Here is a 24,430-nt window from a genome sequence, read left to right on the forward strand (position 1 = left end):
CGACCATGTGATCGACCCGGGTGGCCACCGTCCGAACCGGTGGCCGGGAGGAGCGCACCCGGCGCGTCAGGCCGACGTGGCCTTCTTGCCTCTCGTCGCTCCGCCGCGTCCCCGCAGCGTGACTCCGGACTCACTGAGCATCCGGTGAACGAATCCATAGGAGCGGCCGGTTTCCTCGGCCAGCGCCCGGATGCTCGCACCGTTGTCGTACTTTTTCTTCAGGTCTGCCGCGAGCTTGTCGCGCGCGGCGCCGGTTACCCGGCTGCCCTTCTTCAGAGTCTCGGCCACCCGTGCCTCCTCATGGGAAGTGCGCTCTGGACTTCTCATGATCACCCCTTACGGGCCTCCTGGCCACCCATTCGGCAAGGTCCGTACGACAAGCTTTGGCAGAGTTCAAGCTTCCCGCAGGACCGGAATCCCCGGTTCCGGACCTGCCCGTACCTACCTGTGCCCCGTATACGGGTCGAAGTGCCAGGTCAGCGGCGTACGCCGGCGGGCGGGGCAGATGATGTGACAGAGAGCACTCTTCGTCGCGCGGCACGCCGGGGGTACGAGACGTCCTCACACAGATGATGGATCACCGCTGAGCCGAATGATCCATACGGAGTCGATCACAGAGTCGATCACGGTCCGGAGCAGGTCCGGACCGCCCGATGGAGCACCGTACGGCCGGGTCACCGCACGACCGCGACCGTACGGCGGGGGCCCGGGTCACCGTACGGTCATGCCCGGGCCCGTACGGTCACGCCAGGGCGACCAGGTCCGCGTAGTCGGCGCCCCAGAGGTCCTCGACCCCGTCGGGCAGCAGGATGATCCGCTCCGGCTCCAGCGCGTGGACGGCGCCCTCGTCGTGGGTGACGAGGATGACCGCGCCCTTGTAGGTGCGCAGCGCGCCCAGGATCTCCTCGCGGCTGGCCGGGTCCAGGTTGTTCGTCGGCTCGTCGAGCAGCAGCACATTGGCGGAGGAGACGACGAGGGTGGCCAGCGCGAGCCGGGTCTTCTCACCGCCGGAGAGCACCCCGGCGGGCTTGTCGACGTCGTCGCCGGAGAAGAGGAAGGAGCCGAGCGTCTTGCGGACCTCGACCAGGTCGAGATCGGGCGCGGAGGAGCGCATGTTCTCCAGGACCGAGCGCTCGGGGTCGAGCGTCTCGTGCTCCTGGGCGTAGTAGCCGAGCTTGAGGCCGTGGCCCGGGGTGACCCGTCCGGTGTCCGGCTTCTCGACCCCGGCCAGCAGCCGGAGCAGGGTGGTCTTGCCGGCGCCGTTGAGGCCCAGGATGACGACCCGGGAGCCCTTGTCGATGGCGAGATCCACATCGGTGAAGATCTCCAGGGAGCCGTACGACTTCGACAGGCCCTCGGCGGTCAGCGGGGTCTTGCCGCAGGGGGCGGGCTCGGGGAAGCGCAGCTTGGCGACCTTGTCGGACTGGCGTACCTCCTCCAGTCCTGACAGCAGCCGCTCGGCCCTGCGGGCCATGTTCTGCGCGGCGACGGTCTTGGTGGCCTTGGCGCGCATCTTGTCGGCCTGGGAGTTGAGGGCGGCGGCCTTCTTCTCCGCGTTGGCACGCTCGCGCTTGCGGCGCTTCTCGTCGGCCTCGCGCTGCTGCTGGTACAGCTTCCAGCCCATGTTGTAGACATCGATCTGGGCGCGGTTGGCGTCCAGATAGAAGACCTTGTTGACGACGGTCTCGACCAGCTCGACATCGTGGGAGATGACGATGAAGCCGCCGCGGTAGGTCTTGAGGTAGTCGCGCAGCCAGATGATGGAGTCCGCGTCGAGGTGGTTGGTGGGCTCGTCGAGGAGCAGGGTGTCGGCGTCCGAGAAGAGGATCCGCGCCAGCTCGACCCGGCGGCGCTGGCCGCCGGAGAGGGTGTGGAGGGGCTGGCCGAGGACCCGGTCGGGCAGACCGAGCGCGGCGGCGATGGTGGCGGCCTCGGCCTCGGCGGCGTATCCGCCCTTGGTGAGGAACTCCGTCTCCAGGCGCTCGTACTTCTTCATCGCCTTCTCGCGGGTGGCGCCCTTGCCGTTCGCCATCCGGTCCTCGTTCTCGCGCATCTTCCGCAGTACGGAGTCGAGTTCGCGCGCGGAGAGGATGCGGTCGCGGGCGAGGACGTCGAGGTCTCCGGTGCGCGGGTCCTGCGGCAGATAGCCGACTTCCCCGGAGCGGGTGATGGCGCCCGCGGCAGGCATGCCTTCGCCGGCGAGGCACTTGGTGAGGGTGGTCTTGCCCGCTCCGTTGCGGCCGACGAGACCGATGCGGTCGCCCTTGGCGACACGGAACGAGGCGGATTCGATGAGGACTCGGGCGCCGGCGCGCAGCTCTACGCCGGTTGCGGTGATCACGGAAAGACTCCAGGGCGGTGTGGACGGCGGAAGAGGGCAGGCGGAGGGATTCTTCGACGCCGGCTAATGCGCAAGGAGAAATGCCATGCGAGCCAGTCTAACCGTGCCGCGCAACTGCTTTCCGCTGCCCGTCTTCGGGCAGCTCCGGCAGGCGGTGGCCCGGGAGATCGTTGCCGAGGGGGGTACGGCCGGGCACGATCCTGCCGAGTCCGTCGACGGCCTTGAGTTCCGCGGTCCACGCGGTGTTCCCGGCGCACGGCTGGGCGATGAGCAGGGCTCCGCCCGTACGGACATGACGTCCGGGGTCGAAGGCGCAGCCGCGGGCGGCGGGCAGCACCCAGCGCAGATCTCCGTCCTCGGTGCGGTACGCGGTGATGCGCTCGGGGGCGACGACGGCGAGCATCCGGGCCTCGGGGTCGAGGAGCTGGAGCACTCCGGCTCCGCGGCCGGGGGCGGCGGCCAGCCAGTCGGCGAGGCCGGGAAGTGCCCGGTGCCAGCGCACGGCCCGGCCGTTGGCGCTCTCGGTGTCGGTGACCAGGCCGTCGTTCCAGAGGGCGAAGGCATGGCCGGGCGCGGCGGCGACGGCGAGGGGGCGGCGGCCGGAGCGCTCATGGACCCAGCGCAGCGCGCCGGAGAGGCGGTCGTGGGCTTCGACCCGGGGGCCCACGGCCCGCAGTACGGGGTCCTGGCCGGAGGGCGGGGCGGGGGCCGCGGCAGGGCGGGAGGTGAGGCGGTCGCCGAAGGGGGCCTGGCGGGAGTGGTGGGCCGCGGTCACCAGGGGGAGGGCCAGTACGGCGGGGACGACGGCGAGCGCGAACCGGACGCCGCGGCGGGTGCCGAGGCGACGCCGGGCGGGGGGTGTGACGGCCTGTGGGGCGTCCGGGGCTTCGGCGGGGGGCCGGGTGTGCGGGGCTGGCGGCGGGACGGCCGGCACCGCGGTCGTGGACGGAACGGTCACTGTTCCCCCGGTCCCTGTTCGCTCTTCGGTCGCTCGCCGGTACTCGTCCGCTCTTCCGGCACCAGCGGTTCTTCCGGTACCACCGGTTGCTGTTCCGGTACCAGCGGTCTCGATCAGCGCGAGCGTAGCCAGGGGCCGCCGGGACCGGGCCGGGACCGGCCGCGACACGGCGGGCCCCGCCCGACACATCCCCCATTCGGGCTAATTGTCAGTGGTGGCTGCCAGACTCGGATCCATGTTGAGAACTGAGATCCACATCACAGCCGGGCCCGGCCCCGGTCACTGCGGCGACGGGTCAGGAGCCTCCGGTGTGCACCTGGAAGGCGGCCCGGCGCACGGCCTTGGCGAGGGCCGGGTCCGGGTGTGCGGCGGCGAGGGCGACCAGGACCTGGACGGTACGGGGGTGCCCGACGGCCCGTACCTCGTCCAGCAGGGCCGGCACATTGCCCTGCACGGCCGAGTCCAGGTGACGGACCAGCAGATCGCTCTCACCGTGATCGGCCACGGCCGCCGCGGTGTCCACCCACAGCCACGTCGACTCCTCACGGGTCAGGACATCGGCAGCGTCCTCGGGGTCGGCGCCCTCGTACTCCGCCAGCCAGAGCAGGGCATAAGGCCGCAGCGAGGGCTCCCGGGCCGCGGTGCGCACGCCGGCCTCGGCGGGCGCGCCGACGACACGCAGCGCCTCGAAGGCCAGCCCCCGCAGCAGCGCGTCCTCACCGCGCGCGACGGCGAGGAGCTCGGTGACGGCACTGCCGACCGTACGGGCGGCGAGCCACGCACGGTACTCGGCACGGGCAGGCCCCGGCGTGAGCCGGGCACAGCCCCGCAGCATGTGCTGGGCGGACTGCTCGATATTCCCCGCCGGACTCTGAGCAGCCACACAGATCTGCTCCAGCTTGACCCACACCGCCCAGCTGCCGAGCGGGGTGAGCGTGGCCTGCCCCTCCCCCAGGGTCAGCGCGCCGACGGCGGCCAGGCCCTCCAGGGCCCAGTCGAGGAGCGGCGGAAGAAGGCTCTCGTCCGGCGGGCCGGGGGCCGGCTCCGCCGGGTCGGGCTGCGGCTCGTACGGCACCTCGCAGCGCTCCTCGTGGAGTTCCGCGACACGCTGGCGCAGCAGGTCGAGCAGGGCCGGCACGAGCACGGGCCCGTTCGAGAGCTGGAGCAGGGACAGCACCTGGGGGACGGCTTCGACGACCTCGGCGACCGTGGAGGCGGCGACACCGTCCGGGGCCGGGTGGACGAGCGACCAGGCGTCGAGGAGGGCCACCCAGCCGCGCTGGACGGCGCTGTCGTCGCGGTCCCAGGCCTGGAGCCGCCAGCCGGGCCGTACGGTGCCGCCGTGCAGCTCGACGAGTCCGGCCAGCCGGGCGCGGTCCCAGCCCGCGCGCACCTGGTCCGGGGTCAGCTCCAGCGCGGCCGCGGCCCGTTCCTGGGCAGCCGCGTCGAAGGGTCCGGTGCCGGGGCCGCGGCCGACGGCCGCCCAGCGGGCGATCCGTACCGCGTCGGCGAGGACCTCCCTCGCCTGGCGGGCCAGCTCCGCCCCGGGCGGAGTGCCCTCGGGCGGCCGGGGGACCGGACGATTGCGTCCGTCGCTCACGGCCCGTCGAGCCGTGGTCAACGGCCGGGGGCGGACCAGTCGGAGTCTGGAGTTGCGCGCCAATTGCTCATCAGGCTTTCGGGACGTCACGGGAGCAGTCTTCCCGGTGACCGCCCGAAAGCCCAAACGGAACCTGTCCTGTCGGTACCGGATCGGCTCGGGGGCCTCTTACGCAGGTGCCTCGGGTGGGCACGGAAGGGACGCAAGAGGCCTGTTGGGCGGCTACATGAGGGGCACGAGAAAGCGGCGGAGGGCCTCCTCGTAACCGGTCGGATCCGCATTCCACATCGCCGCGTGCGGAGCGTGCGCCACAGCGTGCAGACCGATCAGTCCGGGGCGCAGGGCGGCGAGTTCACGGGAGGGGTCCCAGGAGGCGAGGGTGTCGTCGGGGCCGTGGATGATCAGTGTCGGGACATGGAGCTGGCGGGGGTCGGCGGCCTGGAGCAGCCGGTCGCCGTGGAGTCCGGTCCTGCCCTGGGCCGCTCTGACGGCGAGGGGCAGCAGCGGGTTGGGGGTGCGGCGGGCGGTGGCCAGGGCCCGCAGGGTGGCCTCCCAGTCCAGTACGGGCGAGTCGAGCACGAGCCCGGAGATCCGCTCGTTGTGCGCGGAGTTGGCGGCGGCGTGCAGGGCCATCGCGGCGCCGGTGGACCAGCCGTACAGGATGAGCCGCTCCGCGCCGTAACGGACTGCGTAGCGGATCGCCGCGTCGAGGTCGCGCCACTCGGAGTCGCCGAGATGCCCGAGGCCGTCCGGGGAGCGGGGAGCGCCGGGGTCGCCTCGGTAGGTGATGTCGAGGACGGGGACCTGGAGCCCGGCCAGCAGTTCCATCACGTTCAGCGGGTGCTCGCGGGTGGTGCCCAGGCCGTGCACGGTGATCAGCCAGGTGTCGCGCGCTCCGGGTACGAACCAGGCGGGCAGGAAGCCCAGTTCGCCCGGGATCCGCTCGTCCCGGAAGTCGAGGCCGAGGGCGGTGGTGGGGTCGCCGGTGTGGACCTGCGGGGTCATCCGGACGCGCGAGCCGGGGACGAGGGTGCCGTGGCCGACGCGCTCCAGTCTCCGTACGACGGTGTCGGCCGCGTGCGGGACGCCCTCCAGGACCGGTCCCACGACGGCGTGCAGGCCCCGGCCCTCGATGCCGTACACACCGGGGCGCAGGGAGGCGAGGCAGCGGGTGAGGGTGATCTGCCCGGCGGCCGTGGCATGCACGGTCAGGCGCGGGTCGCCGGGCAGGGGACGCCCGGGCGAGGCCTTGAGCGCGGCGTCACCGGCGAGCCGGCCGGCCGCGACCGCTGCCGCGCCGACGCCGATCACGGTGGAGACGGCCGCTGCCGTCGCTGTAGCCGGGCGCACGGTCCCAGTGTCGTCACCCCCGCCCGCCCCGGCCACCGGGCGCGTCCGTCGGGGTGCGGGGGTACGGGAGCGGGGCGGTGGAAGCGCGGGGCGCGCTCACCCGGGTCCGGGGCACGCTCACCCGGGTCCGGGGCACGCCCGCGACCGCCCCGGTCCTGCTCGGGCCGGCACGCGCGCGGGACCGGGTCAGGGCTTCTGGCCGTAGCCCTTCAGTTTCTCGCCCACCTCGCCGAGCTGGTCCTCGGACAGCAGGGACGGCGTGCGGCCGGGCAGCGAGCTGGCGGTGAGCCAGAGACGCGCCATCCATTCGAGCTGGGCGGTGCGGTCGTAGGCCTGGGCGAGGGTGGCGCCGTAGGTGACCGTGCCATGGTTCTGGAGCAGACAGGCGCTGCGCCCGCGCAGGGCGTCGAGCATCCCCGCGGCCAGTTCGTCCGTGCCGTACAGGGCGTAGGGAGCGACCCGGACAGGGCCGCCCAGCGCCGCCGACATGTAGTGGATCAGCGGCAGTTCGGACACGAGAGTGGAGACGGCGGTGGCGTGCACCGCGTGGGTGTGGACCACGGCCTGCGCGGAGGTGCTGCGGTAAACCGCGAGGTGCAGGGGCAGCTCACTCGTCGGGGTGAACTCGCCGAGGACCTGGCGGCCGTCCGTATCGACCCCGACGGCGTCCCCGGGGCCGAGCCGCTCGTACGGGACTCCGCTGGGCGTGACCAGGATCAGTTCCCCGACCCGTACGGACACATTGCCCGAGGTGCCGACGACCAGTCCCTCCGCGGCCGTTCTGCGGGCGGTGTCCACCAGATCCCGCCATGCGCGCGCGATCGCGTCCTGTGTCTGCTGATCGGTCATACGGCGATCCTGCCAGCAGCGCCGGCCCGGGCGCGCACCGATCTCCGGGACACTCGAACGGAGGCACACGGCGCCGATTCGGGACACCGTAAAGGCGCCCGGAGTTCATCTTCCGTTCACCCTGACTCCCTACGTTCACCGAGGCCACCGACCCCACACGATTGCCTGGGTACTGGGTACATGGAACACATCACACTGCTGCTCGGGATCGTGATCGTGACGGCGCTCGTGTTCGATTTCACCAACGGTTTCCATGACACCGCCAACGCGATGGCGACGACCATCTCGACCGGCGCGATGAAACCCCGGACCGCGGTGGCCATGTCGGCCGTGCTGAACCTGGTCGGCGCGTTCCTCTCCGTGGAGGTGGCCAGGACGATCTCCGGCGGGCTCATCAACGAGAACGGCATCAGGACCGAGGTGATCTTCGCGGCGCTGGTCGGCGCCATCCTCTGGAACCTGCTCACCTGGCTGCTCGGGCTGCCGTCGAGTTCGTCGCACGCGCTGTTCGGCGGACTGATCGGCGCGACCCTGATGTCGGTCGGCACCTCCGGGGTCAATGGCGGTGTCGTCGTCACCAAGGTGCTGATTCCCGCGCTGGCCGCGCCCGTTGTCGCGGGTCTGGCGGCCCTGCTCGCCACGAGGCTGACGTACCGGATCGGCCGCCGCACCGACGACCGGGCCACCGCCAAGGGCTATCGCGCCGGACAGATCGCCTCGGCCGGGCTGGTCTCCCTCGCCCATGGCACCAATGACGCACAGAAGACCATGGGGGTCATCACGCTGGCGCTGGTCACCGGCGGCGTCCTCGCCCCCGGTTCCAATCCGCCGCTGTGGGTGATCGTCTCCGCCGGTACGGCGATCGCGCTCGGCACGTATCTCGGGGGCTGGCGCATCATCCGCACCATGGGCACCGGCCTGACCGATCTCCGGCCGCAGCAGGGCTTCGCCGCCCAGACCAGTGCCGCGACCGTCATCCTGGCCTCCTCGCATCTGGGCTTCTCGCTCTCCACCACGCAGTCCTGCTCGGGCGCGGTGATGGGTGCAGGGCTCGGGCGCCGGGGCGGTACGGTCCGCTGGTCCACCGCGGGCCGGATGTTCGCGGCCTGGGGACTGACGCTGCCCGCCGCAGGGCTGGTCGCCGCGGGCGCGGAGTTCCTGACCGGGCAGGGCAGTTGGGGTGTCTCGGTCGTCGCCGCGTCGCTGGTCGTGCTGTCGGGCGCGATCTGGCTCGCCGCGCGCCGCCGCCCGGTCGACCACACCAATGTCAACGAGACCGCGGCCGGGGAGCTGGGTGTCATGACCGCCCCGGCCGTCACCTCGCCCGCAGCCCCGGGGGACCTGTCGACCACCATCCCGGCGCCTCCGGGCAGCACGGGCGAACCGGCGCGCACCGCCCGGGTCTGACCACCGCCACGGCGTAGGGAAGGAAAGCGAGATGGACATAAAGATCGACTGGGCGGCGCTCGGTTCCGTCTTCGGGGTCAGTCTGGCGGCGACCGTCGGGCTCGTGGGCCTGTTCACCCTGGGCGTGGTGGGGCTCGCCAAGTACGAGTCCGCCACCGCCACCACCGGGCGGGGCGGAGCCGGTACGGCGGGGCTGGCGCGGGCGGGCGCGTATGCCTGCTTCGCGCTCTGTGTGGCGGCCGTGGCGTACGGGATCCGGCTGATCGTCGCCTGACCGTCGTCCGATCCGCTCCGGGGCCGTTCCCACCGGGACCACGGCCGGTGTGGGGCTCCGCACACTGTCCCGTCGCAGGTCAAGGATGAGTTGACGGGTGTTTGCGCAGCGTGGTGGACTGCCGGGGCCATTTACGGCGGCAGAAGAGGAAGCCGGTGCGAATCCGGCGCGGTCCCGCCACTGTCACTGGGAGCCCTGTCCCAGGAGCCAGGAACTCTCGCCGCCGCACCACGTCGAGCCGGGGCGCGGACCCTGAGTGAGGACAAGTCGCCATGCCTGGCAGCGGTTCGTCCGCCGTGCGCGGTGGCGGTTCGGCCGCCGAGCGGGTCTTCGCGTACGGCGCCACCGCCGGCCTTCTGGGCGACCGGCTGTTCGCCGATCCGCAACGTGGCCATCCGGTGGCCGCGTTCGGCCGGGCGGCGGGGGCCGTCGAGCGTGCGCTGTGGCACGACCACCGCGGCTGGGGCGCGCTGCACACCCTGGTGTGCGCCGGAGGCGCCGTCGGCCTCGCGCTCCTCGCCACCCGGGCCGCCGAGGGCACGGGCGGCGCGAGGACAGGCCGTATCGCGTCCGTCGCGCTGACCGCCGTGGCCACCTGGTCCGTGGTCGGGGGTACGTCCCTGGGCCGGGAGGCGCGTGCCATCGGCGCGGCACTCGACGCCGGGGACATCGAGCTGGCCAGGGAGCGGCTGCCGCATCTGTGCGGGCGCGATCCGCAGAGCCTGAGCGGTCCTGAGCTGGCCCGCGCCGTCGTGGAGTCCGTCGCCGAGAACACCTCGGACGCCGTTGTGGGCGCGCTGCTGTGGGGTGCGGTCGCGGGGGTGCCGGGGCTCGTGGGGTTCCGTGCCGTGAACACCCTGGACGCGATGGTGGGTCACAAGTCGGCCACGTATCGCAGGTTCGGGTGGGCTTCGGCCCGGCTCGACGATCTGGCGGGCTGGCCCGGGGCCCGGCTGACGGCCGCGCTGGCCGTCGTGTCCGGTGACGATCCGCGCGGGGCACTGCGGGCGGTGCGGCGGGACGCGCGGAAGCATCCGAGCCCCAACGCGGGCCCGGTGGAGGCGTCGTTCGCCGGTGCGCTGGGCGTACGGCTCGGCGGGACGCTGGCGTACGGCGGGCGGGTGGAGCACCGGCCCGTGCTGAACGGCGAGGGGCGGCCCGTGAAGACGACCGACATCGAGCGGGCGGTACGGCTGTCGCGCCGGGTGAGCGGGCTGGCCCTTGCGGCCTGTATCGCGGGGCGGTTCGCGTACGGCGCGATACGTCGTACCGCTTCCGTCTCCGCCTCCACACACGGCGCGGCAGACCGTACGGCCATCGGCTCGGCCGACCAATGGGGGCGCGGATGAGCCGGGGCGGGCTCGGCGGTGGCCTGCTGGTGGCCGGGACCACCTCGGACGCGGGCAAGAGCGTCGTCACGGCGGGGATCTGCCGGTGGCTGGTACGCCGGGGGGTGAAGGTCGCGCCCTTCAAAGGGCAGAACATGTCGCTCAATTCCTTTGTGACGCGCGAGGGCGCGGAGATCGGGCGGGCGCAGGCGATGCAGGCGCAGGCGGCCCGGGTGGAGCCGACCGCGCTGATGAATCCCGTACTGCTGAAGCCCGGTGGCGACCGCAGCAGCCAAGTGGTGCTGATGGGGCGGCCGGTGGGCGAGCTGAGCGCCAAGGGTTTCTTCGGTACGGCCGGGACACTCGGAACACCCGGGACAACCGGGACGAACGGCGAAGCGCAGGCCGGCACAGCACTGCGCGGCGGGCGCCGGGAAGCCCTGCTCGGGCCCGTCCTGGAGTGCCTGGAGGAGCTGCGCGCCACCCATGACGCGGTGATCTGCGAGGGCGCCGGCAGCCCCGCCGAGATCAATCTGCGCCGTACGGACATTGTGAACATGGGCATCGCACGGGCCGCGCGGCTGCCGGTGATGGTGGTCGGCGACATCGACCGGGGCGGGGTCTTCGCCTCGTTCTTCGGTACGACCGCACTGCTGAGCCCGGAGGACCAAGCGCTGGTCGCGGGATATCTGGTGAACAAGTTCCGGGGCGATGTGTCGCTGCTGGAGCCGGGCCTTGAGATGCTCCGCGGTCTGACCGGACGCGCCACGCTGGGGGTGCTGCCCTGGCGGCACGGCCTCGGCATCGACGAGGAGGACGGGCTGCGGGTCTCCCGGAACGGCGCCGTGCGCGGGGCACCGGCGGCGCGACCGTACGGCGAGGAAGTACTGCGGGTCGCGGTCTGCGCCGTACCGCTGATGTCCAACTTCACCGATGTGGACGCGCTGGCGGCGGAACCGGGGGTGGTCGTGCGGTTCGTGGACCGGCCCGAGGAGCTGGCGGACGCGGACCTCGTAGTGGTGCCGGGCACCCGCGGCACCGTGCGGGCGCTGGCCTGGCTGCGGGAGCGCGGGCTCGCCGACGCCCTGGCGCGGCGGGCCGCCGAGGGGCGCCCCGTGCTGGGGATCTGCGGTGGCTACCAGATCCTCGGCGAGCACATCGACGACGAGGTGGAGTCCCGGGCGGGCGCCGTCGCGGGGCTGGGACTGCTGCCCGTACGCGTGCGGTTCGAGCCCGCGAAGACCCTGGCCAGACCGTCCGGGGTCGCCCTCGGTGAGGCGGTGGAGGGGTACGAGATCCATCACGGTGTCGCGGACGTACGGGGAGGGGACGCCTTTGTCTCCGACGCGGAGGGGCGGGCCCTGGACGGCTGCCGGATGGGGCCGGTCCAGGGCACGCACTGGCACGGGGCGCTGGAGAGCGACGCGTTCCGGCGGCGGTTCCTGACGGAGGTGGCGCGGGCGGCGGGCCGGCGCTTCGTCCCCGCGCCCGGCACCAGCTTCGGAGCGCTGCGTGAGGAACAGCTCGACCTTCTCGGTGACCTCATCGAGGAGCACGCGGACACGGACGCGCTGCTGCGGCTGATCGAGGAGGGGGCGCCTGCCGGGCTGCCCTTCATTCCGCCGGGCGCTCCATGACCGCCCCCGTACCGGCGCCGCCCACCGGCACCGCCGCGCTCGTGACCGGCACCGTCGCACTCGAAGGAGCGATCAGCATATGAACACCCCTTATCCGTTCACCGCCGTCGTGGGGATGGACGATCTGCGGCTCGCGCTGGTGCTGAACGCGGTCAGTCCCGCCGTCGGCGGTGTGCTCGTACGCGGCGAGAAGGGCACGGCGAAGTCCACGGCCGTACGGGCCCTTTCCGCGCTGCTGCCCGAGCTGGCGGTGGTGCCCGGATGCCGGTTCAGTTGCGATCCCGCCGCGCCGGACGCGGGGTGCCCTGACGGGCCGCACGGCAGCGAGCCGGGTGTGTCGCGGCCCGCCAGGATGGTCGAGCTGCCCGTCGGCGCGTCCGAGGACCGGCTCGTCGGGGCGCTGGACATCGAACGGGCGCTCGCGGAGGGCGTGAAGGCCTTTGAGCCGGGGCTGCTCGCGGACGCGCACCGGGGTGTGCTGTATGTCGATGAGGTCAACCTTCTGCACGATCATCTGATCGACGTTCTGCTGGACGCCGCCGCCATGGGCGCCTCGTACGTGGAGCGCGAGGGCGTCTCCGTACGGCATGCCGCGCGCTTTCTGCTCGTGGGGACGATGAACCCCGAAGAGGGCGAGCTGCGGCCGCAGTTGCTCGACCGGTTCGGGCTCACCGTGGAGGTCGCGGCCTCGCGGGAGCCGGAGCAGCGGGTGGAGGTCGTACGGCGGCGGCTCGCGTACGACGACGATCCGGCCGCGTTCGCCGCGCGCTGGGCCGGTGAGGAGACCGCCCTGCGCGAGCGGATCGTGGCGGCGCGTGCCCTGCTGCCCGAGGTGCGGCTCGGGGACACCGCGCTGCTGCGGATAGCCGCGACCTGTGCCGCCTTCGAGGTGGACGGGATGCGGGCGGACATCGTGATGGCACGGACCGCGGCGGCGCTGGCCGCGTGGGCGGGGCGTACGGACGTACACGCCGAGGATGTACGGCGGGCCGCGCTGCTGGCGCTGCCGCACCGGCGGCGCCGGAATCCCTTCGACGCGCCGGGACTCGACGAGGACAAACTCGACGACACGCTCGGGCAGTTCGAGAACGAGGTAGAGGACGGCAGCGACGGGAGCGGCGAGGAAGAGAACGGCAACGGTGGGGACGACGATCCGGACAACGGCCCCGGAAACGGCGGTCCCGACGGGTCCGGCGGCGGTGGCACTCCGCCGGAGCCGGAGCCGCAGCCGGACCCCGTGGCGCCCGAGAGGCCCGAAGGGACCGACACACCGCGGGAGTCCGCGCCGGACCAGGACGACACGCCCGTGGAAGCCGAGCCTCGACCACAGCCGCAGGGCGCGGGAGCCGGTGCCCGTGAGCAGTCCGCCGTACGGGCCGCCGAGCCGTTCCGTACGAAGGCGCTGAGCGTGCCGGGGCTGGGCGAGGGCGCCGCCGGGCGCCGTTCCCGGGCCCGTACCGAACACGGCAGGACAACCGGAGCGCGCACCCCCAGGTCCGTCCTGACCAGCCTGCATCTCTCCGCGACCGTACGGGCGGCCGCCCCGCACCAGCGGGCGCGCGGGCGCAGCGGCCCCGGCCTGGTGGTCCGCCGCGACGATCTGCGGCAGGCGACCCGCGAGGGGCGCGAGGGCAATCTCGTGCTGTTCGTGGTCGACGCGTCCGGGTCGATGGCGGCCAGGCGGCGGATGAGCGCGGTGAAGGGCGCCGTGCTGTCGCTGCTGCTGGACGCCTACCAGCGGCGCGACAAGGTCGGTCTGGTCACCTTCCGGGGGAAGGAGGCGGAGGTGGCGCTGCCGCCGACCTCGTCGGTGGACGCGGCGGCGGCCCGGCTGGAGTCGCTGCCGACGGGCGGGCGCACGCCACTGGCCGCCGGGCTGCTCAAGGCGCATGACGTGCTGCGCGTGGAGCGGATGCGGGATCCCGCGCGCCGGCCGCTGCTGCTGGTGGTGACGGACGGACGGGCGACGGGCGGCCCCGGTCCGGTGGCGCTGGCGGAGCGCGCGGCCCGGCTGCACGCGGCGGAGGGGACGGCCTCGGTGGTCGTGGACTGCGAGTCGGGGCCGGTACGGCTGGGTCTGGCCGGTTCGCTGGCCACCGCGCTCGGGGGCGCGGCCATCACCCTCGACGAACTGCGGGCCGACAGCATCGCCGGCCTGGTCAGGGACGTACAACGGGACATGCGCGCGGACGCACAGCGCGGCGGCGCACAGCGGGACGTACACCGGACCGTACAGCGGGACGCACAACAGCCGGACACAGCGGCAGGCACAGCCGCACGCACAGCAGCAGCCGCAAGCACAGCGGCAGGCAACGGACGCACCAGGAGGGCCGCGTAATGCCGAAGGGACAGCCGGAAACCGTTCCGGACGACGGTCTCACCACCCGCCAGCGCCGCAACCGGCCGCTCGTGTTCGTCCATACCGGCCCGGGCAAGGGCAAGTCGACGGCGGCCTTCGGCCTCGCCCTGCGCGCCTGGAACCAGGGATGGCCGGTCGGGGTCTTCCAGTTCGTCAAGTCCGCGAAGTGGAAGGTCGGCGAGGAGCGGGCGCTGACGGTGCTGGGCGCGAGCGGCGAGGGCGGCCCCGTCGTCTGGCACAAGATGGGCGAGGGCTGGTCCTGGGTGCAGCGCGACAGCCAGCTCTCCAACGAGGAGGCGGCGCGCGAGGGCTGGGAGCAGGTCAAGCGCGATCTGGCGGCCGAGACCCACAAGCTGTACGTCCTGGACGAGTTCGCCTATCCGCTGCACTGGGGGTGGGTGGACACCGACGAGGTGATCGAGGTGCTGCGGGACCGCCCCGGGACCCAGCATGTGGTGATCACCGGCCGCAACGCCCCCGAGAAGCTGGTCGGCTTCGCGGATCTCGTCACCGAGATGACCAAGGTCAAGCACCCGATGGACACCGGCCAGAAGGGCCAGCGGGGCATCGAGTGGTGACCGTCCCGCGGCTGGTCATCGCCGCGCCCGCGTCCGGCAGCGGCAAGACCACCGTCGCGACGGGGCTGATGGCGGCCTTCTCGGAGCGTGGCCTCGCCGTGTCCCCGCACAAGGTGGGGCCCGACTACATCGATCCGGGCTATCACGCGCTGGCGGTCTCCTCGGGCGGCCGGGCCGTCTCCGCCGGCGGGCGGGCGCGCCCCGGCCGGAATCTCGACGCGTACATGTGCGGTCCCGGACTGATCGGCCCGCTGTTCGCACATGGCGCGGCGGGCTGCGATCTGGCGGTCGTCGAGGGCGTGATGGGGCTGTACGACGGCGCGTCCGGGCAGGGCGAACTGGCCTCCACCGCCCAGGTGTCGAAGCTGCTGCGGGCCCCGGTGGTGCTGGTCGTGGACGCCTCGTCGCAGTCCCGCTCCGTGGCCGCGCTGGTGCACGGCTTCGCCTCCTGGGACCCGGAGGTACGGATCGGCGGGGTGATCCTCAACAAGGTCGCCACCGACCGGCACGAACGGCTGCTGCGCGAGGCCCTGGACGAGTCGGGCGTGCCGGTGATGGGCGTGCTGCGGCGTACCGGACAGGTGGGGACGCCGTCGCGCCATCTCGGTCTGGTGCCGGTCGCCGAGCGGCGCGCGGAGGCGGTCGCCTCGACGCGCGAACTGGCCGCGCGGGTACGGGCCGGATGCGATCTGGAGGCACTGCTGGCGCTGGCGCGCAGCGCGCCCGCGCTGGACACGACGGCGTGGGAGCCAACGGGCGGGCCGGCCGTTCCCGCGGGGCGCGGGCGGCCGGTGATCGCGGTGGCCGGCGGGCCCGCGTTCACCTTCTCGTACGCGGAGCACACCGAGCTGCTGACGGCGGCGGGCGCGGACGTCGTACCGTTCGACCCGCTGCGGGACGAGGAACTCCCGGCCGGGACCAGGGGGCTGGTGATCGGCGGCGGCTTTCCGGAGGTGTACGCACCGGAGCTGTCGGCCAATGAGCCGCTGCGGAAGGCGGTGGCGGAGCTGGCGCACGCCGGCGCGCCCGTGGCCGCCGAGTGCGCCGGGCTGCTGTATCTGGCGCGGTCGCTGGACGGGAAGCCGATGTGCGGGGTGCTGGCCGCCGACGCGCGGATGTCGGAGCGGCTGACGCTGGGCTACCGGGAGGCGGTGGCCGTCGGCGACAGCGCGCTGGCGCGGGCCGGGACCCGGGTGCGCGGGCACGAGTTCCACCGGACGGTACTGGAACCGGGCGCGGGGGACGCTCCGGCCTGGGGCGTGGTACATCCGGACCGCCGGGTGGAGGGATTCGTACGGCGGGGTGTGCACGCGAGCTATCTGCATACGCACTGGGCGGCGGCGCCGGAGATGGCGCGGCGGTTCGTGGCGCAATGCACGGAATGAGCAGAATGAGCAGAAGCCCTGCCTTGCCGGCGGGCCCCGCGCTGCCGGCAAGTCCTGCCCGCTCAGCGAGCCCCGCCTTGTCAGCCTCAGCGGGCCGTGCCTGGTCTGCGCGCTCTGCCCTGTCAGCCGGCGATTCCGACCACCAGCCAGATGAAGGCCACGCCCAGGACCGTGCAGAGCAGGGTGGAGCGGGCCGGATGCTCGTGGTGCGCCTCGGGCAGGATCTCGGCGGCGGCGAGATAGAGCAGGGCGCCGCCGAAGAACCCGAGGTAGCTGGCGAGCGCCTCCTCCGGCAGGTGGAACAGCAGGGTGGAGGCGGCGCCGAGGACCGGCGCGACCGCGTCCGCGACGAGCATCAGGACCGCTCTGCGGCGGTCGTTCCCGTACAGGCTGGTGAGCGTGTACGTGTTGAAGCCGTCGGCGAAGTCATGGGCGATGACGGCGAGGGCGACGGCCGCGCCCATGCCGCCGCCGACCTGGAAGGCCGCGCCGAGGGCGATGCCGTCCATCAGGCTGTGGCCCACCATGGCCGCGGCGGCGGTGAGCCCGACCTGCGGCACGCGAACGGCGCCGCTGCTGCCGGCGCCGGGGGCGGTGCCTCGGGCCGCGGTGCTTCTTCGGGCATCGGTCCTTCGGCCTCCGGTGCCACGAACGGTGCTACGGGCCGCGCCGGGGCCCTCGCTCCGGCCCGCGGGGTACGAAACGGCCCCGGGCGGGACCGCCTCGGGTACGGGCCCCTCCTGCGCGGCGCTCTCCTGCGGGGCAGCGCCGTGGGAGGCCTGACGAACCGCGAGCAAACGTTCCACCAGATGGGCTACGAGAAAGCCGCCCACGAAGAGCAGCAGCGCCTGCGGCACACCGAGGAACTCCTGACCAGCGGCACGCATCGCCTCCGGCAGCAGATCCAGTCCGACGACACCGAGCATCAGGCCCCCGGCCAGGCCCAGTACGAGATGGCGGCGGTCGGTGACGCGCTGCGCCGTCCAGCCGCCGAACAGCGTCATGAGGAACGCGCCGAGCGCGACGAACACGGCCATGCGCCCCTGCATAGCCGATCGGACGGCCCTTCCGCACATCCACGACCCGCGCCGCCGGGACCCGCGCCGGCGCCGGGGCTCGTGCCCCCGCCAAGGCTCGTGCCGCCACCGGACCGGGATCTGGTGGTGGGGGTGGGCGCGAGCCGGGCCGCTTCCGTCGGGGAAGTGCTCGGGCTGATCGAGGAGACCCTGCGGGACGCCGGGCTCGCGCCGGGCTCGGTCGTGGAGCTGGCGACCGTCGACACCAAGACCGATGCCCCCGCGATCGCCGGGGCCGCCGCACGGCTGGGCCTACCGGTACGGGGGTACGCGGCCGGTCTGCTGGCGAGCGTCCCCGTACCCCATCCCTCCGCTGCGCCGCTGGCCGCGGTGGGGACGGCGTCGGTCGCGGAGGCCGCCGCGCTCGCGGGCGGGGGCGCACTTCTCGTACCGAAAAGGACATCGCGTCCCGAGGGCCGGCCGGCGGCGGTCACCTGTGCGGTGGCGTACAGAGGCCGGTGCGGAGTGGAACCGCCGGAAGCGGAGATGATGTCGGTGTCGACGACAGAAACCGGCCGATGACGACGGCCGGTTGATGACAGAGACCGGTGGATACTGCGGCCGGTGAATGACAGGGACCGATGAATACTGCGACCGGTGGATGACAGCGGCCGGCAGTGGCGACAAGCTGCCATCGGTGAACAGTTGACCGACGAGAACCGTTGACGGAATAGAACAACGGAAAAGAACAGCGGCCACGCGCGACCGCGCGCCGCGCCATGACGCCCCGGTACCCCGGTGGCATTCGGAAGGGAGCCCGGTGACCCGCGTCGACCAGCCCATCGAGAGCGTCGCGCCCCGCGCACGAGGGCCGCACCCGCAGCGGCCCTGCCGGACCCTCGTATCCGTACCTGACATGGGCATATCCATGTCCGGCGATCACCCGGACGGCCGCCATGTCTACGCGCGGTGATCTCCATGATCTGCGCCATCACGGCGATGTCGAGCTGTGGGACGGTGCGGAGGGGCTGATAGATCTCGCGGTCAATGTGCGTACGGGCACTCCCCCGGAGTGGCTGCGTGCCCGGATCGCCGACTCGCTGGCCGGGCTCGCCGCGTACCCCGACGGGCGGGCGGCACGGGCGGCGGTCGCGGCGCGGCACGGGCTGCCGGTGGAACGGGTGCTGCTGACGGCGGGGGCGGCGGAGGCGTTCGTGCTGCTGGCCCGGGCGCTGCCGGTGAAACGGCCGGTGATCGTGCATCCGCAGTTCACCGAGCCGGAGTCGGCGCTGCGGGACGCGGGCCACTCGGTACGGCGCGTGCTGCTCGACGTGGCGGACGGTTTCCGGCTCGATCCGGGGGCGGTTCCGGAGGACGCGGATCTGGTCATGATCGGGAATCCGACGAACCCGACGTCCGTGCTCCACCCCGCCGACGCCATAGCCAAGCTCGCCCGTCCCGGCCGGACGCTGGTGGTGGACGAGGCGTTCATGGACGCGGTGCCGGGCGAGCCGGAAGCGCTGGCGGGGCGTACGGATGTGCCGGGGCTGGTGGTCCTGCGCAGCCTCACCAAGACCTGGGGGCTCGCGGGGCTGCGGATCGGCTATGTCCTGGCCGAACCGGACACGGTGTCCGCGCTGGGGCGGGCCCAGCCGCTGTGGCCGGTCTCGACACCCGCGCTGGCCGCGGCGGAGGCGTGCATGTCGCCCGTGGCACTCGCGGAGGCGGAGCAGGCGGCCTGCCGGACGGCGGTGGAGCGCGCCCATCTGCTGGCCGGGCTCGCGGAGTTCGACGAGATACGGACCGTGGAGGCGGCGCAGGGGCCGTTCGTACTCGCCCATATGACCCGGGCGGACGCGGTACGGGCGCGGCTGCGCACCCTGGGTTTCGCGACCCGCCGGGGCGACACGTTCCCGGGGCTCGACACCGACTGGCTGCGTCTGGCGGTCCGCGACCGCACCACGACGAACCGCTTCCTCCAGGCCCTGGACCAGTCGCTGACGGCGGTGGGCTGCTGAGAGGGAGGCGCGCGGCGCCGGGCGGGCGTCGCACTGTGTCCGCGAGCGCCGGACGGGCTGTTGTGCTGCTCAGCCCGTCCGACGCTTGAGGAGCGACTGACTCAGCGCCTCGCGCGGCTCCGCGTCAGGGCCACGGTCGCACCGCCGGCCGCCAGCAGAAGGGCCGCGCCGCCCGCCAGCCAGGGCGTCGCGGAGTTGCCGCCCGTTTCGGCGAGGTCGGGCCCGGCCGGCTCGGCCGCGGACTGCGGCTTCAGATCCGGCTGTTCGGGCTGCTCCGGCTGTTCGGGCTGAACGGCCCGGTCGGTGGGCCGCTCCGGCGCCGCCGGTGACTCACAGGTGGCGCCGGCGAGTGTGACCGTACCCTCGACCTCCGCGACATTCAGCTTGAGCGGGTTCAGGGACACCCTGAGTTCGAGCGCGGCGGCCGCTGCCGTACGGGATGTGGTGCTCGTCCTGGACAGTTCGAGCGTCACCTCGCCCACGCCCGGCACCTCGACACGGGTCGTACCGCCCGTGGAGAGCGTGAGCCGCTTGCCGAGGACCGTCACCGGGCCCAGCAGATTGGACTCGGCGACCGGCCGCTTCCCCGCCTCGCAGACCGCCTTGGAGGTGACCTCCTGGATCTCGATCAGCGAGAGCAGCGGCAGCCCGGGGACATGGACCTTCGCATGGGCGAGATTGGTGTAGCCCTCCGCCCTGCCCGCGTCGGCCGTCGCCTTCGCGGTCGCCACATCGGCGCGGAGCACGCTCACGGGACTGCCGCCGTCGACGCCGTCCAGCGTGACGGTCAGCGCGGTCTTCTCCGAACTGGCGGGCGCCTGCACCTCGTTGAGCGCGGCCCTGAGCGGCACCCGGACGGTCTTGTTGAGCAGGGACACATCGAGGCCGGTCTTCAGTACGACCGCGCTCGCCCGCCCTTTGCCTGTGCCGCCCGTACCGCCCGTACCGCTGCCCGGGCCCTCGGTGGCCTGCGCGGGTACGGCGAGGAACGCGGGCCCCGCCGCCAGCGCGGCGGCGGCCATGACACCGGCGCACCGGCGTACGGGCATGCGGAAGGTATTGCTGTTCACGATGTGGAACCCCCACAAGAGACTTGGCGTCGCCGGTCCGCCGAACGGGGACACGCGGCGGTGGCGACCGAGACACCGGAATCTTTACGCACGAAGAGTGAACTGGCAGACACCTGGGGTGAGTTCACTCCAAAGTGGGGTTTCCGGGCCAATATTCGATTCTTGTGGCACATGCGTTCTTCGACGCCCCACCGACAACAGGGTCAGGTCGGGGTCAGGGGGCGTACGCCGGCCCATCACCGAAGCGCAGACAAAGGGCCGCTGACGAGCGCGCATAAGGCACTTCAACGACGTCGGCAGCCCTCGCGTCACGCTCCGTCAATCACGCGCCCGTTCAGCACGATCCGGCGCGGCGCGGTCAGCACCCGTACGTCCGCCCGCGGATCCTCGTCGTACACCACGAGATCCGCCGGGGCGCCCTCGTCGAGCACCGGCCGGCCCAGCCAGCGCCGCGCGCCCCAGGCCGCCGCCGAGATGGCCTCCACGGGCGGGATCCCGGCCTTCGCCAGCTCCGCCACCTCGGCACCCACCAGTCCATGGGCGAGCCCGCCGCCCGCGTCCGTACCGGCGAAGACCGGGATGCCCGCGTCGTACGCCGCGCGCACGGTGTCGTAGCGGCGCTCGTACAGCCGGTTCATATGCGCCGACCAGCGCGGGAACTTGCTCGCGCCGCCCGCCGCGAGCCGCGGGAAGGTCGCGATGTTCACCAGCGTCGGGACGATCGCGACACCGTGCTCGGCGAAGAGCGGAATGAGGTCCTCGGTGAGTCCGGTCGCGTGCTCGACGCAGTCGATCCCCGCCTCGACGAGATCGCGCAGGGCGACCTCCGCGAAGCAGTGCGCGGTGACCCGGGCACCGAGCCGGTGCGCCTCCGCGATGGCCTCCTCGACCTCGGGGCGCGGCCAGCAGGCGGTCAGATCACCGGCGTCGCGGTCGATCCAGTCGCCGACGAGCTTGACCCAGCCGTCACCGCGCTTGGCCTCCCGGGCGACATACGAGACCAGGTCCTCGGGCTCGATCTCATGGGCGAAGTTACGGATGTAGCGGCGGGTACGGGCGATATGGCGGCCCGCCCTGATGATCTTCGGCAGATCCTCGCGGTCGTCGATCCAGCGGGTGTCCGCGGGCGAACCGGCGTCCCGGAGCAGCAGGGCGCCCGCGTCCCGGTCGCCGAGCGCCTGCTTCTCGCTGGTCGCGGCGTCGACGGCACCGTGGTGGTCCAGACCGACATGGCAGTGGGCGTCGACGAGACCGGGCAGCGCCCAGCCCTGGACCGTACGGACATCGCGGGCGGCGGCGCCGGACGGGCGTTCGTACGTGATCCTGCCGCCCACCACCCACAGCTCGTCCCTGACCTCCTCGGGTCCGACGAGCACCCGCCCCTTCACCCGCAGCACCGTGTGATCGCTCATGGGCAGCACTGTACGAGGCGCGGGCAGGACCGTAAGAGGCCGTGGGCGCCTTCCACCGGCCAGGACGCGGGCCAGGACAGGCGCCCCGGAAATCGCGAGCGACATCAATTGCTGCTCTTGAATATCGAATAGGCACACACCGAAAAACACAAAAGAGCGCAGGTCATTTATCGCGGGCAGCTTCCCCTATTCGCCTGCCCGCTCTCCCCGGCCCTAAACACCGCGATTTCCCGGGCGTTACGGAGATGTGACCGACCCCACAGGCGGCACCGTATCGGCGCCATATCGCCCGGAAATCTGCGCACATTCTACCCAACTTTACCCACGCACGCAGGGGCAGCCGCGCACGCGCGATAACACAAGTCCGCCTCTTGCCCAACCCCCGCTCAAGATGCATCTTTTGTTTTCGCTGGGTAAATTCAATACCTATGACCGCCGCACAAGCAGACTTTGCAGGCGCCCGAAGCGAATTCCCCCCATCCCCGACGATCGACGCCCCACGAGTGGAGGACGGAGCCGCGATCTGGCGTATCGCCCGTGACTCCGAGGTCCTGGACCTCAACTCCTCGTACAGCTACCTGCTGTGGTGCCGCGACTTCGCCGCCACTTCCGTCGTCGCCCGTGACGCCGGAGGAGTACCGATCGCCTTCGTCACGGGATACATCCGTCCCGAGCGCCCCGACGCACTGGTCGTCTGGCAGGTGGCCGTCGACCGGGAGCGGCGGGGGCGCGGGCTCGCCGGCACCCTGCTCGACGCGCTCACCGCCCGGGTGGTGCGGAAGCTGGGCATATCGGCGATCGAGACGACCGTCACCCCTGACAACACGGCCTCGGACCGGCTGTTCACGGCGTTCGCCGCGCGTCATGGCGCGGCGCTGGAGCGCGAGGTCCTCTTCGACGGAGGGCTGTTCCCGGACGGGGACGGTGACGGGGCGCACCAGCCGGAGGTGCTGTACCGGATCGGTCCGCTCTCCCCGCTCCCAGGGCCCGCGCGGCCAGGTACCGCGCGGGTCTCCCGGGCCGCGGGGCACGCCCGTCCCACACCCTGAGCACACCGGGCCACAACCGGACCGGGCCGGGCCGCCCCTCAGCCGTACGCGAGAGCTGCGAGAGCTGTACGCCTGTCAGCCGTCACGCGAGTGCCGTACGTCAGAGCCCTACGCCCGACCCGCACAGGCCCGACCCGCACGGCCCCGCCGCGTACAGGCCCGAGCCGTACAGGCCCGACCCGTACGGGAACGAGCCGCACGGGAACGAGCCGCACGGGAACGAGTCGGCACCCGGGCCGAGTGCGCACCGGCGCACCCCCGCTCGCCGCGCCCCTCCCCCCATCGGCTCCCCCCACCTCCATCGGCCACCCCCATCGGCAGGAGATTCCTGTGACCATCACCCCGCCCGCACTGAGCGTCTTCGAGACCCTTGAGTCCGAGGTGCGCAGCTACTGCCGCGGCTGGCCCGCCGTGTTCGACCGGGCGCAGGGCAGCCGCCTCACCGACGAGGACGGCCACAGCTACCTCGACTTCTTCGCCGGCGCCGGAGCGCTCAACTACGGCCACAACAACCCGGTGCTGAAACGCGCGCTGATCGACTACATCGAGCGCGACGGCATCACCCACGGCCTCGACATGGCGACGACCGCGAAACGCGCCTTCCTGGAGTCCTTCCAGCATGTGGTGCTCCGGCCGCGCGACCTGCCGTACAAGGTCATGTTCCCGGGGCCGACCGGCACCAACGCGGTCGAGTCCGCCCTCAAGCTGGCCCGCAAGGTGAAGGGCCGCGAGTCGATCGTCTCGTTCACCAACGCCTTCCACGGCATGTCGCTGGGCTCGCTCGCCGTCACCGGCAACGCGTTCAAGCGCGCCGGTGCCGGTATACCGCTGGTCCATGGCACGCCAATGCCGTTCGACAACTATCTGGACGGGCGGACCGAGGACTTCCTCTGGTTCGAACGGCTGCTGGAGGACCAGGGCTCCGGCCTGAACAAGCCCGCCGCGGTGATCGTCGAGACCGTCCAGGGCGAGGGCGGTGTCAATGTCGCGCGCCCCGAGTGGCTGCGCGCGCTGGCCGATCTCTGCCGCCGCCAGGACATGCTGCTGATCGTCGACGACATCCAGATGGGGTGCGGCCGTACCGGTGCCTTCTTCTCGTTCGAGGAAGCGGGCATCACACCGGACATCGTCACGCTGTCGAAGTCGATCAGCGGCTACGGGCTGCCCATGTCGCTCTGCCTGTTCCGCCCCGAGCTGGACATCTGGGAGCCGGGCGAGCACAACGGCACCTTCCGGGGCCACAACCCGGCCTTCGTCACCGCCGCCGCCGCGCTCACCACGTACTGGGCGGACGGCCAGATGGAGAAGCAGACCATCGCGCGCGGTGAGCAGGTGGAACGCGCGCTGGCGTCGATCTGCGCCGAAAGCGCCGGCAGCGGGAGCGGTACGGGCAAGGGAAACCGTACGGGCAACGGAAGCGGTACGAGCAGCGCGAGCCGTACGAGCAGTGGTACGGACGTGGGTACGGGCGCCGAGTTCCGGGGCCGGGGCCTCGTATGGGGCCTGGAGTTCGCCGACAAGGAGCGGGCGTCCGCCGTCTGCGCCCGGGCGTTCGAGCTGGGGCTGCTGCTGGAGACGTCGGGCCCGGTCGGCGAAGTGGTGAAGCTGCTGCCGCCGCTCACCATCACCCCCGAAGAGCTGGACGAGGGGCTGCGCACGCTGTCCCGCGCGGTCCTGGAGACGGCCTGACATGCCGTACCCGCCCGGCGACACCCCCGGTGACACCCGCAGCCGCACCCCCCGTACGCGCGCAGAAGGCGTACGCGCACAGAACGCGCAGAGCACACAGAGCACACAGA

At 72.5% G+C, this 24,430-nt stretch carries 21 protein-coding genes and 1 riboswitch; of the genes, 12 read left to right on the forward strand and 9 right to left on the reverse strand.

Annotation, left to right across the window (positions count from 1 at the left end; all coding sequences use genetic code 11):
* Positions 1–66 precede the first annotated feature (66 nt).
* The 6 genes from ACFU9P_RS32090 to ACFU9P_RS32115 all read right to left on the reverse strand — a co-directional run bounded on the left by ACFU9P_RS32090 (position 67) and on the right by ACFU9P_RS32115 (position 7,098).
* Positions 67–288 (reverse strand): helix-turn-helix domain-containing protein, encoded by a 222-nt coding sequence (locus ACFU9P_RS32090; protein WP_046508694.1) that lies wholly within the window; start codon positions 286–288, stop codon positions 67–69.
* Between the two features lie 454 nt (positions 289–742).
* On the reverse strand, positions 743–2,341 hold the full coding sequence (locus ACFU9P_RS32095; protein ID WP_384087674.1) for an ABC-F family ATP-binding cassette domain-containing protein: 1,599 nt from the start codon (positions 2,339–2,341) through the stop codon (positions 743–745).
* A gap of 97 nt (positions 2,342–2,438) precedes the next feature.
* Positions 2,439–3,299, reverse strand: coding sequence for a hypothetical protein (locus ACFU9P_RS32100; protein WP_384087677.1), 861 nt, complete (start codon positions 3,297–3,299; stop codon positions 2,439–2,441).
* Between the two features lie 295 nt (positions 3,300–3,594).
* Complete coding sequence (locus ACFU9P_RS32105; RefSeq protein WP_384087680.1) at positions 3,595–4,989, reverse strand: hypothetical protein; 1,395 nt, start codon at positions 4,987–4,989, stop codon at positions 3,595–3,597.
* 132 nt (positions 4,990–5,121) lie between these two features.
* A complete protein-coding gene (locus tag ACFU9P_RS32110) occupies positions 5,122–6,249 on the reverse strand; it encodes an alpha/beta hydrolase (RefSeq protein WP_376382591.1) in 1,128 nt (375 codons plus the stop codon).
* A gap of 186 nt (positions 6,250–6,435) precedes the next feature.
* Positions 6,436–7,098 (reverse strand): class II aldolase/adducin family protein, encoded by a 663-nt coding sequence (locus ACFU9P_RS32115; RefSeq protein WP_384087683.1) that lies wholly within the window; start codon positions 7,096–7,098, stop codon positions 6,436–6,438.
* Between the two features lie 180 nt (positions 7,099–7,278).
* Here ACFU9P_RS32115 and ACFU9P_RS32120 point away from each other — a divergent pair, with 180 nt between their 5' ends.
* The 7 genes from ACFU9P_RS32120 (at position 7,279) to ACFU9P_RS32150 (ending at position 16,066) form a co-directional block, all read left to right on the forward strand.
* Positions 7,279–8,505: an anion permease gene (locus ACFU9P_RS32120; protein WP_376382595.1), complete on the forward strand. Its 1,227-nt coding sequence runs from the start codon at positions 7,279–7,281 to the stop codon at positions 8,503–8,505.
* Between the two features lie 37 nt (positions 8,506–8,542).
* Complete coding sequence (locus tag ACFU9P_RS32125; RefSeq protein ID WP_384087825.1) at positions 8,543–8,779, forward strand: hypothetical protein; 237 nt, start codon at positions 8,543–8,545, stop codon at positions 8,777–8,779.
* A 97-nt stretch (positions 8,780–8,876) separates the two neighbouring features.
* A riboswitch (cobalamin riboswitch) is annotated at positions 8,877–9,019 on the forward strand.
* A gap of 32 nt (positions 9,020–9,051) precedes the next feature.
* A complete protein-coding gene (locus tag ACFU9P_RS32130; RefSeq protein WP_384087687.1) occupies positions 9,052–10,128 on the forward strand; it encodes a cobalamin biosynthesis protein in 1,077 nt (358 codons plus the stop codon).
* Positions 10,125–11,744, forward strand: a complete 1,620-nt coding sequence (locus ACFU9P_RS32135; RefSeq protein ID WP_384087690.1) for a cobyric acid synthase — start codon at positions 10,125–10,127, stop codon at positions 11,742–11,744. Before ACFU9P_RS32130 ends, ACFU9P_RS32135 begins: the two co-directional genes overlap by 4 nt.
* Positions 11,745–11,823: 79 nt before the next feature.
* Complete coding sequence (locus ACFU9P_RS32140; RefSeq protein WP_384087693.1) at positions 11,824–14,082, forward strand: putative cobaltochelatase; 2,259 nt, start codon at positions 11,824–11,826, stop codon at positions 14,080–14,082.
* A complete protein-coding gene (cobO, locus tag ACFU9P_RS32145; RefSeq protein ID WP_376382602.1) occupies positions 14,082–14,681 on the forward strand; it encodes a cob(I)yrinic acid a,c-diamide adenosyltransferase in 600 nt (199 codons plus the stop codon). The genes ACFU9P_RS32140 and cobO overlap by 1 nt, the downstream gene beginning before the upstream one ends.
* Complete coding sequence (locus ACFU9P_RS32150; RefSeq protein WP_384087696.1) at positions 14,675–16,066, forward strand: cobyrinate a,c-diamide synthase; 1,392 nt, start codon at positions 14,675–14,677, stop codon at positions 16,064–16,066. Before cobO ends, ACFU9P_RS32150 begins: the two co-directional genes overlap by 7 nt.
* A 122-nt stretch (positions 16,067–16,188) precedes the next feature.
* On the opposite strand, the gene ACFU9P_RS32155 is transcribed toward ACFU9P_RS32150, so the two are convergent.
* Positions 16,189–17,103 (reverse strand): ZIP family metal transporter, encoded by a 915-nt coding sequence (locus ACFU9P_RS32155; protein WP_384087699.1) that lies wholly within the window; start codon positions 17,101–17,103, stop codon positions 16,189–16,191.
* A 99-nt stretch (positions 17,104–17,202) separates the two neighbouring features.
* Here ACFU9P_RS32155 and ACFU9P_RS32160 point away from each other — a divergent pair, with 99 nt between their 5' ends.
* The 3 genes from ACFU9P_RS32160 (at position 17,203) to cobC (ending at position 19,100) form a co-directional block, all read left to right on the forward strand.
* Positions 17,203–17,664: a cobalamin biosynthesis protein gene (locus tag ACFU9P_RS32160; protein ID WP_384087702.1), complete on the forward strand. Its 462-nt coding sequence runs from the start codon at positions 17,203–17,205 to the stop codon at positions 17,662–17,664.
* 238 nt (positions 17,665–17,902) lie between these two features.
* Positions 17,903–18,055, forward strand: coding sequence for a hypothetical protein (locus ACFU9P_RS32165; RefSeq protein WP_384087705.1), 153 nt, complete (start codon positions 17,903–17,905; stop codon positions 18,053–18,055).
* A complete protein-coding gene (gene cobC / locus ACFU9P_RS32170; RefSeq protein WP_384087708.1) occupies positions 18,039–19,100 on the forward strand; it encodes an Rv2231c family pyridoxal phosphate-dependent protein CobC in 1,062 nt (353 codons plus the stop codon). The genes ACFU9P_RS32165 and cobC overlap by 17 nt, the downstream gene beginning before the upstream one ends.
* 101 nt (positions 19,101–19,201) lie before the next feature.
* Here cobC and ACFU9P_RS32175 read toward each other — a convergent pair whose 3' ends face one another.
* A complete protein-coding gene (locus ACFU9P_RS32175) occupies positions 19,202–20,170 on the reverse strand; it encodes an SCO1860 family LAETG-anchored protein (RefSeq protein WP_384087711.1) in 969 nt (322 codons plus the stop codon).
* 308 nt (positions 20,171–20,478) lie between these two features.
* Complete coding sequence (locus ACFU9P_RS32180; RefSeq protein WP_384087714.1) at positions 20,479–21,582, reverse strand: amidohydrolase family protein; 1,104 nt, start codon at positions 21,580–21,582, stop codon at positions 20,479–20,481.
* A 428-nt stretch (positions 21,583–22,010) separates the two neighbouring features.
* Here ACFU9P_RS32180 and ectA point away from each other — a divergent pair, with 428 nt between their 5' ends.
* The gene (gene ectA, locus ACFU9P_RS32185) at positions 22,011–22,631 is read left to right on the forward strand and encodes a diaminobutyrate acetyltransferase (protein WP_384087717.1); all 621 of its coding nucleotides are present in this window, start codon (positions 22,011–22,013) and stop codon (positions 22,629–22,631) included.
* A gap of 330 nt (positions 22,632–22,961) precedes the next feature.
* Positions 22,962–24,320, forward strand: a complete 1,359-nt coding sequence (gene ectB, locus ACFU9P_RS32190; RefSeq protein ID WP_384087720.1) for a diaminobutyrate--2-oxoglutarate transaminase — start codon at positions 22,962–22,964, stop codon at positions 24,318–24,320.
* Positions 24,321–24,430 lie beyond the last annotated feature (110 nt).

Origin of the sequence: Streptomyces sp. NPDC057617 (assembly GCF_042800555.1) — a bacterium.
Classification (GTDB): domain Bacteria; phylum Actinomycetota; class Actinomycetes; order Streptomycetales; family Streptomycetaceae; genus Streptomyces.

Bases quoted from the DNA above. Each gene is read 5' to 3' on its own strand.
- ACFU9P_RS32115 (WP_384087683.1), bottom strand. From the start codon at position 7,098: ATGACCGATCAGCAGACACAGGACGCGATCGCGCGCGCATGGCGGGAT.
- ACFU9P_RS32120 (WP_376382595.1), top strand. From the start codon at position 7,279: ATGGAACACATCACACTGCTGCTCGGGATCGTGATCGTGACGGCGCTC.
- ACFU9P_RS32130 (WP_384087687.1), top strand. From the start codon at position 9,052: ATGCCTGGCAGCGGTTCGTCCGCCGTGCGCGGTGGCGGTTCGGCCGCC.
- ACFU9P_RS32135 (WP_384087690.1), top strand. From the start codon at position 10,125: ATGAGCCGGGGCGGGCTCGGCGGTGGCCTGCTGGTGGCCGGGACCACC.
- ACFU9P_RS32140 (WP_384087693.1), top strand. From the start codon at position 11,824: ATGAACACCCCTTATCCGTTCACCGCCGTCGTGGGGATGGACGATCTG.
- cobO (WP_376382602.1), top strand. From the start codon at position 14,082: ATGCCGAAGGGACAGCCGGAAACCGTTCCGGACGACGGTCTCACCACC.
- ACFU9P_RS32155 (WP_384087699.1), bottom strand. From the start codon at position 17,103: ATGGCCGTGTTCGTCGCGCTCGGCGCGTTCCTCATGACGCTGTTCGGC.
- cobC (WP_384087708.1), top strand. From the start codon at position 18,039: ATGTCTACGCGCGGTGATCTCCATGATCTGCGCCATCACGGCGATGTC.
- ACFU9P_RS32180 (WP_384087714.1), bottom strand. From the start codon at position 21,582: ATGAGCGATCACACGGTGCTGCGGGTGAAGGGGCGGGTGCTCGTCGGA.
- ectA (WP_384087717.1), top strand. From the start codon at position 22,011: ATGACCGCCGCACAAGCAGACTTTGCAGGCGCCCGAAGCGAATTCCCC.